We start from the raw sequence: 15,301 nt of genomic DNA, 5'->3' as shown, positions 1-15,301 counted from the left end.
CCGAACAAAGCCAGACCGAACAAAGCCAGACCGAACAAAGCCAGACCGAACAAAGCCAGACCGAACAAAGCCAGACCGAACAAAGCCAGACCGAACAAAGCCCAAAAGCAAAAACCCGCGAAGCCGGAGGCTACGCGGGTTTCGTGTTGCTTTTCGTGGTCGGAGCGAAAGGATTCGAACCTTCGACCCTCTGATCCCAAATCAGATGCGCTACCAGGCTGCGCTACGCTCCGACGAATCCGAGATTCTACGTGGCATTGGGTGCCAGAGTCAATCACGAATTGCATCGGAGGGAAACGCAGGCTCGAAAGCGCCAGTTGGCTGCGTTTATATGCGGCCCATCAGCAGCAACACGATCACGATGATCAGCACGACGCCCACCACGCCGGTCGGCCGATAGCCCCAGCCACTGCTGTACGGCCAGCTCGGTAACGCGCCGATCAGCAGAAGAATCAGCACGATAAGCAGTATGGTTCCGATGGTCATTCGAGTTCTCCCTGTCTGGCATGAGCCAGTTAGTCTGGTTGGTTCGGCGCATTCACGCCGGGACGCTCGACGCGCAAGCTACGCGCTCCTTGCACGCTTCCATGCAGCAAGGCATGTGCCCAAACGCGAAATGAGGCCGGAGGGGAAATGGCGGGCCGCTGGACGCTCCAGCTGTGACGAGGCGACGGATCAGGGGAAAGGGCAGACCGGAAAAACTTGCGCGGGTTACGGTGGACATGCCATCGGAGTCACCGCGCAAACAGCCGACGTGCGAGCGCGAACTCGCACGTGCAATGCAACGCATCAACCGTTCAATTATTCGGACGGAATGTGCGCTTGCGCAGTTGGTACTCGCGGTTGTCCGTTCAGTGCCGGCGGCGCATCCAGTGCGGCATGTGCTGATGAGTCAGCCAGTGGTGCACCATGCCTTCGCCATCATGTTCATGCCGATAGGTTCTCGATTCGTAGATCGACAACACGAGCAGCACGAGCAGACCTATTGCAAGTCCAACCAGACCCGCGATCGTTTCAGCGTCCATGGCAGTCTCCTGTGAGATGCGGCCGTGACTTTATAGTAGGTCACGCGCAACGAAATGGGAGGGGGCACGCGGCGTCGTGGAATGCGCTTTGCGGTTAGACTCTCGGCGCTCGCGCTGCCCGCTCACCGCCGTGCAGCCACTCTTTCATTCCGCTTCGAGAGATTCCGTTTATGATCCGCGTTTCGATGATTGCATTGCTGCTGGTCGCCGGCGTTGCCGGTTGTGCGAATGGTCCGTCCGGCCATCACGGCGGGCCGCCGCCGCAAGATCCGGCCGACTACCATGGCGTGCCGACCGACAGCCGTCCGCCCGCAATGGTGCCTGCACCGGTTACGCCGTGAGCGTCGGCGGGTTACGGGCGCGGCCACGGTGACGAATAGCGCAAGCGAAGCACCGGCGCGGGCACGCCGGCGCTTCTGACCCGCGCAGACTGTTCGCGCGGAGAGCGCGGGCTGAAGTCATTCTAGGGCGAGCGTCGCGCGTGACATGTATGCGCTTGTTTCAAGCCGTAACCGGTTGCCGCGATGCGAAATGGGCAAGCCTGCGGGCTCAAGCCGCCGCGCTCGCCATGCCGCGTACGACGCCCGGCACATAACGCGCAAGCGTGAGACCACGCAGCGCCATGAAGAGCAGCATCGCGGCCCATAAGCCGTGATTGCCGTACAGCGCCAGCAAGGCCCACGACGCCACGACGAACAACGCGAACGACACCACCATCGACATCATGAGTTCGCGCGTGCGAGTCGCGCCGATGAACACGCCGTCGAGCAGAAAGCCCAGCACGGACACCACCGGCGAGAGTGCGGCCCACGGCAGATACATTTCGGCGGTGGCGCGTACGGCGGCCTGATCCGTCAGACGTTCGACGATCCACGCGCCCGCGCCCCAGTACACCAGCGAAAATGCCAACGCGCCAAGCGTGGACCACAACGCCGTCACCTTGATCGCCTGCGCGAAAGCGTGCCGGTCGCGCGCGCCGATCGCCGCACCGACGAGCGCTTCGGCGGCGTGCGCGAAACCGTCGAGTCCGTAGGCCATGAACGTCTGAAAATTGAGCAGCAGCGCGTTGGCGGCGAGCGTGGCGTCGCCTTGCTTCGCGCCCAGGTGCGCAAACCAGCCGAACGACGAGAGCAGGCACAAAGTGCGCACGAAGATGTCGCGATTGAGCACCACGAGCCGCTTGAGCGCCGCCGCGTCGAACAGGGCGGCGCGGTTAAGCCCAGGCAGGCCGCGTGGCCTGCCGTGCCATAGCAGGGCGGCGCCGAGCACGAAACCGAGCGCGTCGGCGGTCGCCGTGGCCGCGCCGATGCCGGCCACGCCCCAATCGAAGCCATACACATACAGGAGCACGGCCACGATGTTCACGCTGTTGATGAACACCTGCGAGAGCAGCGCGAGCCGCACCTGCTGCGTGCCGAGCAGCCAGCCGAGCACGACGTAATTGCCGAGGGCGACCGGGGCGGCCCAGATGCGCGCGTGACAATAGAGCCGCGCGTTGCGCTGCACCGCGTCGCTGCCGCCGATCACGCGTACTGCGTAATCGATCAGCGGCATCTGCAGCGCCAGCACTACGGCGCCGATCGCGGCCGCCAGCAACAGCGCGCGTACGACGGTATTGCGCAACTCGGACTGGTCGCGCGCGCCGTGCGCTTGCGCGACCAGTCCGGTCGTGCCCATGCGTAGAAAGCCGAAGCCCCAGAACACGAAGTTGAAGAACAGGCCGCCGAGCGCCACGCCGCCGAGATACGAAGCGCCATCCAGATGGCCCGCGACGGCGGTGTCGACCGCGCCGAGAATCGGTTGCGTCAGATTGGCGAGAACGATGGGAAACGCCAGCGCGAGCACCCTGCGGTGCCAATGCACGGGAACGGCGGGTGCCGCTGCCGACGTGCCGGCGTCGCGCGCGGCTTCGCTCAACTGCGTTCCTGCACGCAAACCCAGGGCGAGACGACGACGGCCCACAGATCCGGGTCGCGCGCGGCGAAGTCGGCGGCGGTTTCCGCCTGCACGCGCTCGACGAGCCCGGCAGACAGCCATTGCGTGACCTGCGTGGTGTCGTCGCTGGCGATGGCTTCGGCAACGCTCACCAGATCGAGGTCGCGCGCGACGCGCAGCAGAATGCCGCGGGCGAAGAAACGTTCGAGCTCGATCCAGCCGATCTTGGCGGTTTCGGCGAGCAGCTTGGCGTACAGCGGGCTATGGGTGGCGTCGTTGGAAGTCATCGTAAGCGGGTTCCGGCGGGGCCGTTACTATAAACCATCGGTGCAAACCGTCAGCGTGGTGCGCGTTCCGGTAGGCTATGGGTCCTGCGAAATTCATTCTGAACCTTCATGTCACTGGATTCAACGGCGCCGGCTTCGGGCGCGCAAGCTCATGTCGTGACCGACGCCGCGCTCACGCGCACCGAGGTGGAGCGGCTCGTCGCGGCCAGCCTCGCCGGCAATAAGCCGCCGCTGCATTTCACCGACTGCGATTTCGAAGGCGCCGACCTCTCGCGACTCGATCTGCGCGGCGCCGAGTTTCACCGCTGCACGATCGTCGAGACATCGTTTTTCGGCGCGGCGCTCTCGCATACCCGCTGGGTCCGTTGCCGCGGCCGCGAGGCGGACTTCGCATCGGCCGATCTAGTCGACGCGGCGTTTCAGTCGAGCGACCTGAACAACACCAGTTGGCGGCGCGCCAAGCTGGCTTCCGCGTCGTTTCATAGCTGCAAGCTGACCGGCGCCAATTTCGAAGCATGCACGGCGCTGGGTTTGAGCTTCGTCGAAACGCTGCTGGTCGGCGCGCACCTGCGCGGCCTGTCGTTTCGCAAAGCCACGCTGCAACAACTGGATTTTTCGGATGCCGATCTGGCCGGCGTGGACTTCCGTGAAGCGATTTTCGACGGCGGCAGCCTGAAGGATGCGCACCTCAAGGGCGCGCGCTTCGACGGCGCGGACCTGCGCGAAGCCGACCTCAGCGGCGTGCGGCTGGTGGATGCGGCGCTCTTCAAGGGTGCGACGATCTCGCATGCCCAGGCGGCCGTGCTCGTCACTGAACTGGGTTTGCGGGTCATGTGAGCGTGCGCTCAAGCTGGCCGATTTTAGCCGTTCGGCCAGCTTGAACGATCCCATGCCGATGCTTATCATTCAATTGGTCGAATCAATTAAGTCGCTGGATTTTCAGTGATGCAAATTTGTCGGCGGATTTAATCTATTTAATATTTCCGCTATTTGCGAATTGTTGTGAAGAAGCCGGTCTCTTTGATTAAGTCGGTCAATATCGGATATTAATGCGAGAAGGTGCGGTGGCGCACTAAAGCTACGCAGTATGTAAAGCGTCCGAATCAGGCGGGATGAGTTAGCAGAAATCCGCCAGCCGCCATTCTTCAGGCTTTTCCGGCCGTTTCAGGCGCGCTCCTCGCCTCGCCCGGCCCAGTGGGCAATATCGGGTTTCGAGTCGCGCCATTTAAAGCGTTTCATGTTGAAACGGCGGGCGAATTCGGCCTGTTTGTTTCCGACTTTTCCGCTTCACGTAACGCGGAATCAGTACGCCGCATCACACTGACCGCGAAATTAATATATTGCGCTTGTAAAAGCGGATTGTTAGATTTCGTTCTGGCGCATGGTGAACCGGTCCTTTGCCGATATGCGCCGAACCCCCGTTAGCCCGGCCTCGTGCCGGGCTTTTTTTTTGCCGCGCCACGTTCGAGTCACCGCCGATTCATATGTGCAGTGGATCATGAAAACTTACCTTTCCTTCCTCGAGCATGACCGCGCTAATCATTTTTCTCGGCATTTGCCCGGTCGCGCTCGGCGTGCTGGTCGCCTTCGCCGCGCGCATCGATCCGCGCTCAGGACGCTGGCGCCGCCGCTAGTCCGCACGGCGGCGCGCGTGGCGTTGCCGTTATTGCTTGCAGCGAACCACCATCGACCGGTTCTTCACGTTCGCACCGAAAATACCGCCGACCGTTCCACCCGAGGTCGCGCCGTTGTCGACGTCTTTCGATACCACGTCGTAGCCGTAGTTGCCGCAGACTTCGCCCGCGCGCTTATAGCACTCTGCCCAGCTCGAACTTGCGTCACTGCCGCTGCAGTTGATCGCAAAGCCGGTGTCGCCGCTCGGCAGGTAGGTCATGGTGGTGGTGCTGGAGCAGCCGCCGAGGCTGCCCAGCGTCAGCAGGCCGAGACCGATCGCCGCGGCCGTCGCGACGGACGCAAATGCGCTCTTCATACAGATTCCTTACAGATAGACGGAGAAAGACGTGACGCGAAGCCACGTCGTGTCCTGATTGAGCGTTTTATAACACGCCGGGTTCCCTCGGCCGCAGTTGCAGGGCGCCTGCTCGCAATGGACGGCGCGGGCGGCGGGACAGCACGCGGACCGCGCAGGCCAGGCCAGGCGCGCCCGCTGGCGCGAGCCAGTACTCACGCCTCAGCCAGCCGCTAGCGGGGCGGCAGCGCCCGCGACGGATCGATTGAGCGGCCCTGATAGCGCAGTTCGAAGTGCAGCATCACGCGATCGGTATCGGTGTCGCCCATCTCGGCAATTTTCTCGCCGCGTGTGACCGACTGGCCTTCTTTCACCAGCAGCGTGCGGTTGTGTGCGTAGGCGGTCAGATACTCGGCGTTGTGCTTGAGAATCAGCAGATTGCCGTAGCCGCGCAAGCCGTTGCCGGCGTACACGACCGTGCCGGGCGCCGCGGCGACGACGGGCGTGCCCGCTGCCGACGAGATATCGATGCCCTTCGAATTGCCGCCGTCGAAACGCCGGATGACCGTGCCGTCGGCCGGCCACACCAGCGAGATGGTCGAAGCCGGCGCCGCGGACGGCGCGCTGTCCGCGGGCGCCGGACGCGGCGTGGCTGAAGCGCTGCCGCTTCCGCTGCTGCGTACCGCGCCACTGGTCGATGCCGTGCCGCCCGGCGGCGCAACGCGCAGCACCTGGCCGACCTCGATGCTGTCCGGATTGGTCAGGTTGTTCCAGCGCACGATGCTTGGCACCGACTGCCGGCTACTGCGCGCGATCTTCGACAGCGTATCGCCCCGTTCCACCCGATAAAAGCCCGGCCCCACCGGCGCCGACCCGCACGCGGCGAGCAGTGCCACCAACGACGCGCAGGCGAGCCGTTTCATCATTCTTGTCGTGCTTACCATTGGACCTCGCAAAGCGCTGCCGCGCGCCGATCCCGATCACGCGGCAGGTAGATACAAAGCGCTCGATTCTAACGGTTTTGCGCTGCAGTACGCGAAAAGCGGACAGCGCGGCAGACTCGCGCGGCGCGAGATGCGGCGAAATGCAGCGAAATTCGCCTGACAGCCGACCACGCCGCTCTGTCTGGAACGCCGGCAATCAACCCAGCCTGCCCACGCTGATGCGCAGCGCGGCGACCTCGGTCTGCCCGGCTTCGAGCCAACGCAGACCCCTGCCGTTGTGAATCGCGTCGGGCAATCCGAGCCACGGTTCGACACAGTAGAAGTCCGACTCCGCGGCTTCGGTCCACGTGGTCACGGCGTACCAGGGCACCGAGCCCGGCCGTTGCAGGTCGATGGTGATGAGCCGGTCGAGACCCGGCGCGACGAGCCGCACCGGCTGATCCGGCGTACCGACGAGGCAATGGAAACGATCATGGATGCGCGCTTCGTCGAGCGTATAGCGGGCTTCGCCCGGCTCCGCGGCGCTGATCGAACCGTCATCCTGTTGATAGCAGCGCTGTGTGCGTGGCAGTTCCAGCGAGGTCTCGCCGCGCTGCGTGTGCGGCAGCGTGAAGTAGAAATGATGGCCGGCGTAGTAGGGCAGACGCGGGTGGCCGGTATTGGTGGTGGTGAACGTGACGTCGAGCGTATGCGCATCCACGAGGTCGTACGCGGCCTCGAAACGGAAGCCGAATGGATAGCCGCCGCGGGTCGCCTCGCTGTCGGTCAGGATCATGCGCAGGCCGGCGCCGTGCACGTCGGCGTGGGCTTCGAACGGCAGGTCGCGGGCGAAGCCGTGCATCGGCAGTTCGCGCACCGTGCCATGAGCGTCACGCCAATAGCCGATCTTGCCGTCGACGCGATGCCGGCCGAGAAACGGAAACAGCAACGGATTGCCGCCGCGAATCCGCGCGGGCTGGCTCCAGTCGGCATGCTCCGGCCAATGGATGACTTCTTCGCCGTCGATCGTCCACGACATCAGACGGCCGCCGGCTTGCGGCGCGAAACGGAGCACGGAGGCGTCCTGAGCGATCTCGAGAATGTCCTGTTGCGGAGAGAGGGGCATGGTCGATGGATGGATGAGTGAGAGGTTGAAGGCAGATACAGGGTGGCCCGCAGGCGGCGGCATCCTGGCGTACGCGTCGGAATTTGCCGCGCGGCGCCTCGCGAGAGAATGATTTTGCGCTGCTTTCCGCTACGGGGAAACCCTTCTCGGGAAATTGCGGGTGTCGCCGCAAGGCCATCCTTGCTGATAATTCGTCTGACTGCCCGGTAACTTCGACGACCGGGCGAGACTGCCTCAGGAGGCTGTATGGATCTCGCAATGGCAATGGCTGTCACTTTGTTCGGCATGTTCGCGGCAAGCACGGTCTACTTCTTTTACAAGCTCGAACGCTGATCCGGGCGTCCGCGCGGCTTGCTCTGCTCAACAAAGGCGTCTGGCCTGTTGAGCGATTCTCCTGCCGGGCACTACGCGGTTCGCTTCACGTCATTCTGCTGATCCCATAGGGCGGCCATTCACGGCGGCCCGTTTCTTTTTCTGCGCCGTAACAACGGTTTCGAGTTGTGACGCGACGCACAATATTTCCCCGAATGCGGTTCAAACGCTTGGCGCTGACATTGCAGCCAGGCATAATCGGTGCGCTTTTGAGGCGCCCGTGGATTCCTTATCCGGCGCGCTTGTCCCCGACATTTTCCTTACAAGGACGCCCCGCGTGAACCTGTCGTTTCTCATCTTCCTGAGCGTGCTGCAAGGCGTCACCGAACTGTTTCCGGTGAGCAGCCTCGGCCATACGTTGCTGGTGCCCGCACTGTTCGGCATGCATATCGACAAACACGCGCCGCAATTGCTGCCGTTCCTCGTCGCGTTGCATCTCGGCACCGCGCTCGCGCTGCTGTGGTACTTCCGCAAACGCTGGTGCGCGCTGGTGCGCGGTTTCTTCGCTTCGTTCGGCGGCCGCCGCAACGACGACGCGCACATGATGTGGGCGCTCATCATTGGCACGATTCCGGCCGGTCTGGTTGGGCTGCTGCTGGAAAAACGGCTCGAGCGGCTTTTTCACGACTTGCGGATCGTGGCGATCGCGCTGATCGTGAACGGCGTGCTGCTGTGGTTCGGCGACCGCCTGCAGCGTTCGCGCGCGCATCAGGCGCCGGAGAAGCTGAGTTTCGGTCAGGCGTTTTTTGTCGGTCTCGCGCAGATCGGCGCGTTGATTCCGGGTTTCTCCCGCAGCGGCCTGACGATGATCGCCGGCAATGCCGCGGGTCTGACGGCGGAGAAGTCGGCGGAATTCTCGTTCCTGCTCGGCACGCCGATTATCTTCGCGGCCGGCGTGCTCGAGTTGCCCAAACTGTTCCACGCGCCCGGCCAACTCGCCGATGCATTGCTCGGCGGCGTGCTCACCGCGATCGCCGCATACCTCAGCGTGCGTTTCCTGATGCGCTATTTCGAGGGCCGCGGACGTCTGGCGTCGTTCGGCGTGTATTGCGTGATCGCCGGCATTGTGTTCCTCGGCTGGTTCATGCTGCATCCGCAACCGGTTTGATGGCGTTCACTTTGTCCGCTAGCGAGCGCCGGCGGGCAGGGGACGATCGGTTATAATCCGGGCCCGGCTCAACTTGCCGGGCCCGTTTGTTTCGCGACTTGCGACAGCCGGTGTGAGGCGCGGATCGCTTGCTTGGCGTTCGGGTAGATTTCCCGTCTACGGCACGGTCAGTTAGAATTTCAGTATCCTGCGGACCCCGTGGCTTGCAGAGGCACAGGTTCCAATGCCAGAAAGCAGGTTCTCATTGCGGGCGATGCACGTTGTACAGAGTTGCATCGCCTCACTTCAATACGGCAGTAGCTCAGCTGGATAGAGCATCGGCCTTCTAAGCCGAGGGTGGGGGGTTCGAGTCCCTCCTGCCGTACCAATCAGATCAAATCTGTTCGCGGGGCAGTGTGCGCCCTGTCGAGCTGCCAAATTTGTTTCTTATCAATTTAAAGTTTGAGGCTTTTCGCCTACTGTTATTAGGCTATGCGCGCGGCGGAAGGCGACACGTGTCGCATCCCCGTTTCAGACTTTATCGCCAGCCATGTTCAATATCCTCCTCGTTCCGCTGGACGGCTCGCCCCAGAGTGCCCGCGTCATCGACCTGGTCAGCCGCGTCGCGGCGCCGGGTACCGCAACTGTGCACCTTCTGTGCGTGGTCGACCCATCCTATTTGTTGCCTCCCGGTAGCGAAAGCGATGTCGCGCCCGATGGCCAGAACTATCCGTCCGCATACGCGCAGACATCTATCGCGCAATCCGTCCTGACTGCCGCAGGCGCACAGCTTGCCGACCGGAATTTCACGGTGGAACAACACCTGTGCACGGGAAATAGTCCGGCCGACGTCGTCATCGAACAAGCCCGACTACTGGCCGCGGAGGTCATCGTGATGGGACATCACCATCTGTCACGGCTGCGCCGCTGGGCCAACCCTTCGACCAGCGGAGAAGTCATCGACCGGTCGCCCTGTGCGGTACTGATCGAAACCCGGGACAAGGGCTGACTTCATGATGTGGGACAGGCGGTAGTCCGTCTCCCGTGGCCGTTCCAGCAAGTGAGAGTAACGCTGTATGTTGTGGGCCATCTCGGAGAGCATCCATCGTTGTGGTCATTGCACCTTTAAGGAGCCCGTCGGCAACCGCGGCGACAGCGCACGAAGCGCCAAACCGCCGCGCTACGCCGCTCGCAACTGTCACTGCGCCGGTTTCACATCGATCGAGTCGACGCGGTTCGGATAGAACGCCAGATGTTGCGCGATCTCCTTCACGGCCGCATACGGCGACTCATAAGTCCACACCGCATTGACTGTCTTTTCACCGCCCGACGGAATGCTGTAGTACGCGCAATCGCCCTTGTATGGACAGTAGGTTGCGTGATCGGTGCGCTCCAGCAGCGTCATTTCCACGTCGTTGCGCGGAATGTAATACACCGGCGGATACGACGCTTCGCGCAGAACGAGTGCCTTGAGCGTATCCGCGATCGCCTTGCCGCCGACGGTCACCACGACGCGCGCGTTGGACGGCTTCACCGTGATCGGATGATCGGGGCCGGGCACCTTGATGGTTTTTTCAGTCATGCTGTCGAACTCCTGAATGTGGGCAGATCTGCAACGTGTGGCGGAAGATATCGAGCCGCGTCCGACGAGACGATCGCGTGCTGGTTCGAAGCATACGCCGCTCATGAAAAACACGTCGGACTCGGCGGTCACGAGGCGGCCATAAAAAAGGGCAGCCGAAGAAGCTGCCCTGTCAAAGTCTCGCCTTCAGGCGGACTGTTGCTTAACGCTCAACATCTTCCGTCCGATCTCGAACGAGTCGTGCTTTTCGCTCACTGCTTGATGTTCAACGCAGCCGTGAGGTCGCCCATCGGCTTGCTGCCGTTGCTGACCAGCGCCGCGTCGCGCGCCGCGATACCCGGCAGTGTCGGCAGCGAGAAGCGGTGCGTGATGAAGCGCAGGATCGACGTGGTGTCGTACTGCGTGTGATCGACGTAACCCTTCTTCGCGTACGGCGAGATGATCAGCGCCGGAATACGCGTGCCCGGACCCCAGCGGTCGGCCTTCGGCGGCGACACGTGATCCCAGAAGCCGCCGTTTTCGTCGTACGTCACGACCACCACCATGTTGTTCCACTGCGGGCTCTTCTGCAGATGCGAGATGACGTCCGCGATGTGCTGGTCGCCCGACGCCACGTCGGTGTAGCCCGGGTGTTCGTTCAGGTTACCCTGCGGCTTGTAGAACGACACTTGCGGCAGCGTGCCGCTATCGATCGCCTTGATGAACTCCGAGCCGGCCAGACCGCCGTCGAGCAGATGCTGCGAACGATTCGCGGTGCCCGGTGCGAGGTCGGCGAAATAGTTGAACGGCTGATGATGCGGCTGGAAATTCGGCGCCGTCAGATTCGCGCCGTAAATCACGTTCGACGTGCCGTTCTGCGCCGCCGACACCGCCGCGCCCCAGGCGCCGCCGTACCATGCCCACGACACCTTCGCGTTGTTCAACAGATCGCCGATGTGCTGCTGCGACTGCGCCGGCAACGTGGTGGCCTGGGTCGGATCGGCGAAGTTCGCATCGCCGCCGCTCGCCGGCTTGTTGCCGCTCGGCTGATACGGTGGCTGCATCGTGTTGATCGCGTAGAAGTCAGGTGTGAGGTTGCCCGAATTCACGTATTTGGGCGGCCCGCTCAGCGCCGAAGCCGGCGAGTTGGACGCGACCTTGAGCGTGACACCGTCGCTTTCCACGGACGAGATCGAGCCGGCCGCCACGCTCTTGTCCGCGTTCGGATAGGTCGGCGTGCACGCGCAAATCAGCCACTGGTGGTTCAGGAACGAGCCGCCGAACGCGCCCATGAAGAAGTTGTCGGCGAGCGTGTACTGCTGGGCGATTTTCCACAGCGGCAGCTTGTCGGCGTCGAGCGTGTAGTGGCCCATCACGAGGCCGCCCGAATCCGCCCACGCGGCGAACTTGTCGTTCTTGCCGCCGTTGATCTGCATCTGGTTCTCGTAGAAGCGGTGGTACAGGTCGCGCGTCGTCGCCGTGATCGGCGTGTTAAAACCCTTCGGATCGTCGATGGCGAACGGGCTGTTCGGCAGATTCGCCGTCATGGCCTGCGTGACCACCGGCGTCACGCCGGTTTGCGTCAGACCGTTCCACACTTGCGGCAGCGTCGCGAGCACGGTGTCGTTGCGATCCACCTGCGTGGCGCTCGCCGCCGTCACGTTCTGCAGACCGTTGGCGCCCGGAAAGTTGCCGTACAGATTGTCGAAGCTGCGGTTTTCCGCGTAGATCACCACGACGTTCTTGATCGACGTGATGTCCGGTTCGTTGACCTTATTCCCGCCGCACGCATACAGGCTCAACGCTGCTGCGATCGCGATGGGCGTCGCGCAGATCAGTTTCTTGTTCATTTGATGTGGTTTCTCTCTCTCGCGTTGGGGACGGGCCATCTGAACTCCTTACACGGATGGCCGCGGGCGAAAGTTTGGCAAGGCAATTTGACAGAAAGATGTAATTAATTACGAATCGCTTCTGATTGAAAAATAACGTCGGCTGTATGTCATTTAAACGACATGCAGATGAAATACGCTCGCGGACTTCACTATCGCCAACTCACATCTTTCATATGCGGCCAGGTCTGACGGGGATTCGGAAAATAATGGCTCGGGTCGACGCACGGCATGACGCCGGGCTCGCGAAGAAGCGCCTGCGGCAAGCGACGGCGTTCGCGCTGACGGCCCTGACCTTGACGCTTGCCGCGTGCGATGCAGGCGCGCCGGGCACGGGCGCTGTCGCGAGCACGGGCGCGGGCGTGTCGCCTTCGTCCGCGCCATTGGCGGCGTCGGTTGTGCAAGTTGCCGCTCATGACGCAGGCCAGTCTCGCGCGCAGGTCTACGAATCCGTGCGGCAGATGACCGCGCTCGGCAAACAACTATTTTTCGACGCATCGCTCTCCGGTTCGGGCAAGCTCGCTTGCGCGTCGTGTCACAGTCCGGACCATGGGTTCTCGCCGGCCAATGCGTTGTCGGTGCAACTGGGCGGCAACGATATGCACCGCACCGGCATGCGCGCCGCGCCGACGCTAAAGTATCTGCAATCGGTGCCGGCGTTCGCCGAGCACTATCACGAGTCGGACGACGAAGGCGACGAAAGCGTGGATGCCGGACCCACCGGCGGCCTGACCTGGGATGGCCGCGTCGACCGGGGCGGCGACCAGGCGCGCATTCCACTGCTGTCGTCGTTCGAAATGGGCAGCACGCCAGCCAAGGTCACTGCGGCGGTCAAGGCCGCGCCGTACGCCGACGCTTTCCGCGCGGCCTTCGGCGCACACATTTTCGATAGCGACGACGCTACCTTCAAAGCGGTGCTGCAAGCGCTCGAAACCTTCGAGCAGACGCCGGAAACTTTTTATCCCTACACCAGCAAATACGACGCCTATCTGGCAGGCAAGGCGCAGTTGACGCAGGCCGAACTGCGCGGGCTGCAACTCTTCAACGATGAGAAAAAAGGCAATTGCGCGAGCTGTCACATCAGCCAGCGCAGCATGGACGGCGCGCCGCCGCAATTCAGCGATTTCGGTCTGATCGCGATCGGCGTGCCGCGCAATCGCTCGCTGTCCGTGAATCGCGATCCGCATTTCTACGATCTCGGAGCATGCGGCCCGGAGCGCACCGATCTGAAGGGACACGCCGAGTTTTGCGGGATCTTCCGCACGCCGACGCTGCGCAATGTGGCACTGAAGAAAAGCTTCTTCCACAACGGCATCTACCATTCGCTCGATCAGGTGGTGCGCTTCTATGCAGAGCGCGACACGAACCCGGAGAAGTTCTATCCAGTGGCGAGAGGCAAAGTGCGGAAGTTCGACGATCTGCCTCAGCAGTACTGGGCCAATCTGAATACCGATCCGCCGTTCGACCGCAAGCCGGGCGACAAGCCCGCGCTCGACGAGGCTGAAATCAAGGACGTAGTCGCGTTTTTGAATACGCTGACGGACGGGTACAAGGTGGGAAGCGGGGCGGCCGATTCGGTGGCCGCGAAGTGACGTGAGCGATGCGATTGCCGCTGGCGTAGTCGATCGCTCGGGCAAAGATTAGTTGCCGACGCTCGCCAACATGTAATAGCAATCGGCGAGCAGCAACGCGAAGGACAGCAACAGGCAGGCGACGCCGACGCGCGTCAGCAGATTGGGCCAGCGAGCGCGGGGCAGTGCGTCCATCCGAACGACGCGTCGCGCGAGTCCGGGATCGTGGCCGATGGCAATTGGCACGAGTGCGACGCACAGCAGCGCAAGCGCGATAGCAATGATTTCGAGGGTGGAGAGGGTGTACATGGCGGGGCGTCTTAGATTCTGATTGGCGCGGGGGGGGCGCAACCGATCAATCTTAAGAAGGTGTCCTGGTGCCAGGAATGGGAGCTGTCCTAAAATTGAGGGCGCTCACTGTGTGCACTGGCTCGCGATTCTGGGAATGAGGCGCGTCGTGTGCCGGGCTGGCGCTCGTTTCGTCCGCTTCGGCGCGCGGCCGTTTCTCGCGGTTCCTCCGAGGGCGACATGCTATGCTTTTGGGGTCCAGATCACGAGACGCCATGCGCGCTCAAGACCGCCGAACACTTTCGAGGAGAACCCTTCATGTCGATGCGAACCCGTGTCCTGTCTCAACTGACCGCCGGTAGCCTGTTGCTGGGTGCCGCGATCGGCGCGCACGCTGCGAATCTTGGCTTTCTGAACGACACGCCGATCAGCTACATGAAGCAACGCGACATCGACTCCGTCAAAAAGGCGGTCTTCACCGCATTGAACGACAAGCAGGACGGTGAAACCGCGACCTGGGTCAACGAAGGCACAGGTAATAGCGTGAAGATCGACGCCGCGATCACAATGGCCAGCACGGCCAAAGACGGCGATCGCACCTGCCGCGACGTCGGCGTCGTGCTGAATGCCAAGGGACAATCGATGAACCTGCGTCCGCAGTTCTGCAAGCAGGGCAGTGGCACCTGGCAATTGCAGAAAAAACACTGAGCATGCCGGCCTTGACGGCGGCGCGCGCCGGTTGGCATCCGACGCGGCCCGAAGCCGTGCGCGTGCGTGTCGGCGGATCTGTGCGTTTGCTGAACATGGTGCCGCGATGAGCACACGGATTATTTCGTGCGGCATCGTCTTGCTCGACCCGGACGGCCGCGTGCTGCTTGCGCACGCCACCGAAACGTCGCACTGGGACATTCCGAAAGGACACGGCGAAGAAGGCGAGGCGCCGCATGTCACGGCGCTGCGCGAGATGGTCGAGGAGACCGGTATCGCGATCGAGCCCGAGCGTCTGAAAGACCTCGGCCTGTTCGTTTATCGGCGCGACAAGGATCTGCATCTGTTCGGCGCGCGTGCCACCGTCGATGAACTCGATCTGAGCGTGTGCACCTGCACGTCGCTCTTTCCGCGCCGCTCCGACGGCACGCTGATTCCCGAAATGGACGCCTACCGCTGGGCCGCGCCGGACGAGGTGGACAAGTATGCGAGCCGCAGTCTCACACGGCTCTTTCAGACCACGCTGTCGCTCGCGGAACTGCATCGGTCGCTGTAGCGGT

Annotated in this window: 17 protein-coding genes and 2 tRNA genes; 8 read left to right on the top strand and 11 right to left on the bottom strand. The window is 62.7% G+C overall.

From position 1 onward, the window contains the following. Positions 1-156 precede the first annotated feature (156 nt). The 3 genes from ACFSNN_RS23990 to ACFSNN_RS23980 form a co-directional block, all read right to left on the bottom strand. Positions 157-233 (bottom strand) — tRNA-Pro (locus ACFSNN_RS23990). A 94-nt stretch (positions 234-327) separates the two neighbouring features. Continuing rightward, entirely contained in the window at positions 328-486 is a 159-nt protein-coding gene (locus ACFSNN_RS23985; protein ID WP_106283697.1) for a DUF3309 family protein, read from the bottom strand. Between the two features lie 365 nt (positions 487-851). After that, positions 852-1,025 carry a hypothetical protein gene (locus tag ACFSNN_RS23980; protein ID WP_012433828.1) on the bottom strand — a complete coding sequence of 58 codons (174 nt, stop codon included), beginning with the start codon at positions 1,023-1,025 and terminating at the stop codon, positions 852-854. 170 nt (positions 1,026-1,195) lie between these two features. On the opposite strand from ACFSNN_RS23980, the gene ACFSNN_RS23975 reads away from it, so the two are divergent. Then, complete coding sequence (locus ACFSNN_RS23975; RefSeq protein WP_166799280.1) at positions 1,196-1,366, top strand: hypothetical protein; 171 nt, start codon at positions 1,196-1,198, stop codon at positions 1,364-1,366. Positions 1,367-1,574: 208 nt separating this feature from the next. Here the strand turns inward: ACFSNN_RS23975 and ACFSNN_RS23970 are convergent, their stop codons facing one another. Together ACFSNN_RS23970 and ACFSNN_RS23965 are read right to left on the bottom strand one after the other, a co-directional pair. After that, complete coding sequence (locus ACFSNN_RS23970; protein WP_134458320.1) at positions 1,575-2,942, bottom strand: MATE family efflux transporter; 1,368 nt, start codon at positions 2,940-2,942, stop codon at positions 1,575-1,577. Beyond that, a complete protein-coding gene (locus ACFSNN_RS23965; protein ID WP_134458322.1) occupies positions 2,939-3,247 on the bottom strand; it encodes a DUF2288 domain-containing protein in 309 nt (102 codons plus the stop codon). Before ACFSNN_RS23965 ends, ACFSNN_RS23970 begins: the two co-directional genes overlap by 4 nt. 108 nt (positions 3,248-3,355) lie before the next feature. On the opposite strand from ACFSNN_RS23965, the gene ACFSNN_RS23960 reads away from it, so the two are divergent. After that, on the top strand, positions 3,356-4,084 hold the full coding sequence (locus tag ACFSNN_RS23960) for a pentapeptide repeat-containing protein (RefSeq protein WP_134458324.1): 729 nt from the start codon (positions 3,356-3,358) through the stop codon (positions 4,082-4,084). An 826-nt stretch (positions 4,085-4,910) separates the two neighbouring features. Here the strand turns inward: ACFSNN_RS23960 and ACFSNN_RS23955 are convergent. From ACFSNN_RS23955 to ACFSNN_RS23945, 3 genes are all read right to left on the bottom strand, one after another. Continuing rightward, positions 4,911-5,237, bottom strand: a complete 327-nt coding sequence (locus ACFSNN_RS23955; RefSeq protein WP_012433822.1) for a hypothetical protein — start codon at positions 5,235-5,237, stop codon at positions 4,911-4,913. A gap of 212 nt (positions 5,238-5,449) precedes the next feature. Then, complete coding sequence (locus ACFSNN_RS23950) at positions 5,450-6,160, bottom strand: peptidoglycan DD-metalloendopeptidase family protein (protein WP_134458326.1); 711 nt, start codon at positions 6,158-6,160, stop codon at positions 5,450-5,452. Positions 6,161-6,356: 196 nt separating this feature from the next. Further along, positions 6,357-7,265 (bottom strand): aldose epimerase family protein, encoded by a 909-nt coding sequence (locus ACFSNN_RS23945; RefSeq protein WP_134458328.1) that lies wholly within the window; start codon positions 7,263-7,265, stop codon positions 6,357-6,359. A 649-nt stretch (positions 7,266-7,914) separates the two neighbouring features. On the opposite strand from ACFSNN_RS23945, the gene ACFSNN_RS23940 reads away from it, so the two are divergent. The 3 genes from ACFSNN_RS23940 to ACFSNN_RS23930 all read left to right on the top strand — a co-directional run bounded on the left by ACFSNN_RS23940 (position 7,915) and on the right by ACFSNN_RS23930 (position 9,733). After that, positions 7,915-8,745 (top strand): undecaprenyl-diphosphate phosphatase, encoded by an 831-nt coding sequence (locus tag ACFSNN_RS23940; RefSeq protein WP_134458330.1) that lies wholly within the window; start codon positions 7,915-7,917, stop codon positions 8,743-8,745. Between the two features lie 290 nt (positions 8,746-9,035). Beyond that, positions 9,036-9,112: transfer RNA gene (locus ACFSNN_RS23935), tRNA-Arg, on the top strand. Between the two features lie 162 nt (positions 9,113-9,274). Continuing rightward, a complete protein-coding gene (locus ACFSNN_RS23930; protein WP_134458332.1) occupies positions 9,275-9,733 on the top strand; it encodes a universal stress protein in 459 nt (152 codons plus the stop codon). Positions 9,734-9,922: 189 nt separating this feature from the next. Here the strand turns inward: ACFSNN_RS23930 and ACFSNN_RS23925 are convergent, their stop codons facing one another. Together ACFSNN_RS23925 and ACFSNN_RS23920 are read right to left on the bottom strand one after the other, a co-directional pair. Next, positions 9,923-10,306 (bottom strand): DUF427 domain-containing protein, encoded by a 384-nt coding sequence (locus tag ACFSNN_RS23925; RefSeq protein WP_134458334.1) that lies wholly within the window; start codon positions 10,304-10,306, stop codon positions 9,923-9,925. 251 nt (positions 10,307-10,557) lie between these two features. Continuing rightward, positions 10,558-12,135 (bottom strand): acid phosphatase, encoded by a 1,578-nt coding sequence (locus tag ACFSNN_RS23920; protein ID WP_134458336.1) that lies wholly within the window; start codon positions 12,133-12,135, stop codon positions 10,558-10,560. A 248-nt stretch (positions 12,136-12,383) separates the two neighbouring features. Here ACFSNN_RS23920 and ACFSNN_RS23915 point away from each other — a divergent pair, with 248 nt between their 5' ends. Then, the gene (locus ACFSNN_RS23915; protein ID WP_134458338.1) at positions 12,384-13,766 is read left to right on the top strand and encodes a cytochrome-c peroxidase; all 1,383 of its coding nucleotides are present in this window, start codon (positions 12,384-12,386) and stop codon (positions 13,764-13,766) included. Between the two features lie 48 nt (positions 13,767-13,814). On the opposite strand, the gene ACFSNN_RS23910 is transcribed toward ACFSNN_RS23915, so the two are convergent. Continuing rightward, positions 13,815-14,054, bottom strand: a complete 240-nt coding sequence (locus ACFSNN_RS23910; protein ID WP_134458340.1) for a hypothetical protein — start codon at positions 14,052-14,054, stop codon at positions 13,815-13,817. A 297-nt stretch (positions 14,055-14,351) separates the two neighbouring features. On the opposite strand from ACFSNN_RS23910, the gene ACFSNN_RS23905 reads away from it, so the two are divergent. Both ACFSNN_RS23905 and ACFSNN_RS23900 read left to right on the top strand, forming a co-directional pair. Then, positions 14,352-14,741, top strand: coding sequence for an RT0821/Lpp0805 family surface protein (locus ACFSNN_RS23905; protein WP_134458342.1), 390 nt, complete (start codon positions 14,352-14,354; stop codon positions 14,739-14,741). A 106-nt stretch (positions 14,742-14,847) separates the two neighbouring features. After that, positions 14,848-15,297, top strand: a complete 450-nt coding sequence (locus tag ACFSNN_RS23900) for an NUDIX hydrolase (RefSeq protein WP_134458344.1) — start codon at positions 14,848-14,850, stop codon at positions 15,295-15,297. Positions 15,298-15,301: the final 4 nt, after the last annotated feature.

The sequence above is a fragment of the Paraburkholderia dipogonis genome (assembly GCF_042680985.1).
Classification (GTDB): domain Bacteria; phylum Pseudomonadota; class Gammaproteobacteria; order Burkholderiales; family Burkholderiaceae; genus Paraburkholderia; species Paraburkholderia phytofirmans.
This window is presented reverse-complemented; position numbering and strand designations above follow the sequence as displayed.

Excerpts from the sequence above, each read along its gene's own strand:
- ACFSNN_RS23955 (WP_012433822.1), bottom strand. The coding sequence starts at position 5,237 with ATGAAGAGCGCATTTGCGTCCGTCGCGACGGCCGCGGCGATCGGTCTC.
- ACFSNN_RS23975 (WP_166799280.1), top strand. The coding sequence starts at position 1,196 with ATGATCCGCGTTTCGATGATTGCATTGCTGCTGGTCGCCGGCGTTGCC.
- ACFSNN_RS23985 (WP_106283697.1), bottom strand. The coding sequence starts at position 486 with ATGACCATCGGAACCATACTGCTTATCGTGCTGATTCTTCTGCTGATC.
- ACFSNN_RS23900 (WP_134458344.1), top strand. The coding sequence starts at position 14,848 with ATGAGCACACGGATTATTTCGTGCGGCATCGTCTTGCTCGACCCGGAC.
- ACFSNN_RS23925 (WP_134458334.1), bottom strand. The coding sequence starts at position 10,306 with ATGACTGAAAAAACCATCAAGGTGCCCGGCCCCGATCATCCGATCACG.
- ACFSNN_RS23945 (WP_134458328.1), bottom strand. The coding sequence starts at position 7,265 with ATGCCCCTCTCTCCGCAACAGGACATTCTCGAGATCGCTCAGGACGCC.
- ACFSNN_RS23915 (WP_134458338.1), top strand. The coding sequence starts at position 12,384 with ATGGCTCGGGTCGACGCACGGCATGACGCCGGGCTCGCGAAGAAGCGC.
- ACFSNN_RS23980 (WP_012433828.1), bottom strand. The coding sequence starts at position 1,025 with ATGGACGCTGAAACGATCGCGGGTCTGGTTGGACTTGCAATAGGTCTG.
- ACFSNN_RS23960 (WP_134458324.1), top strand. The coding sequence starts at position 3,356 with ATGTCACTGGATTCAACGGCGCCGGCTTCGGGCGCGCAAGCTCATGTC.
- ACFSNN_RS23905 (WP_134458342.1), top strand. The coding sequence starts at position 14,352 with ATGTCGATGCGAACCCGTGTCCTGTCTCAACTGACCGCCGGTAGCCTG.
- ACFSNN_RS23950 (WP_134458326.1), bottom strand. The coding sequence starts at position 6,160 with ATGGTAAGCACGACAAGAATGATGAAACGGCTCGCCTGCGCGTCGTTG.
- ACFSNN_RS23965 (WP_134458322.1), bottom strand. The coding sequence starts at position 3,247 with ATGACTTCCAACGACGCCACCCATAGCCCGCTGTACGCCAAGCTGCTC.
- ACFSNN_RS23920 (WP_134458336.1), bottom strand. The coding sequence starts at position 12,135 with ATGAACAAGAAACTGATCTGCGCGACGCCCATCGCGATCGCAGCAGCG.
- ACFSNN_RS23910 (WP_134458340.1), bottom strand. The coding sequence starts at position 14,054 with ATGTACACCCTCTCCACCCTCGAAATCATTGCTATCGCGCTTGCGCTG.
- ACFSNN_RS23930 (WP_134458332.1), top strand. The coding sequence starts at position 9,275 with ATGTTCAATATCCTCCTCGTTCCGCTGGACGGCTCGCCCCAGAGTGCC.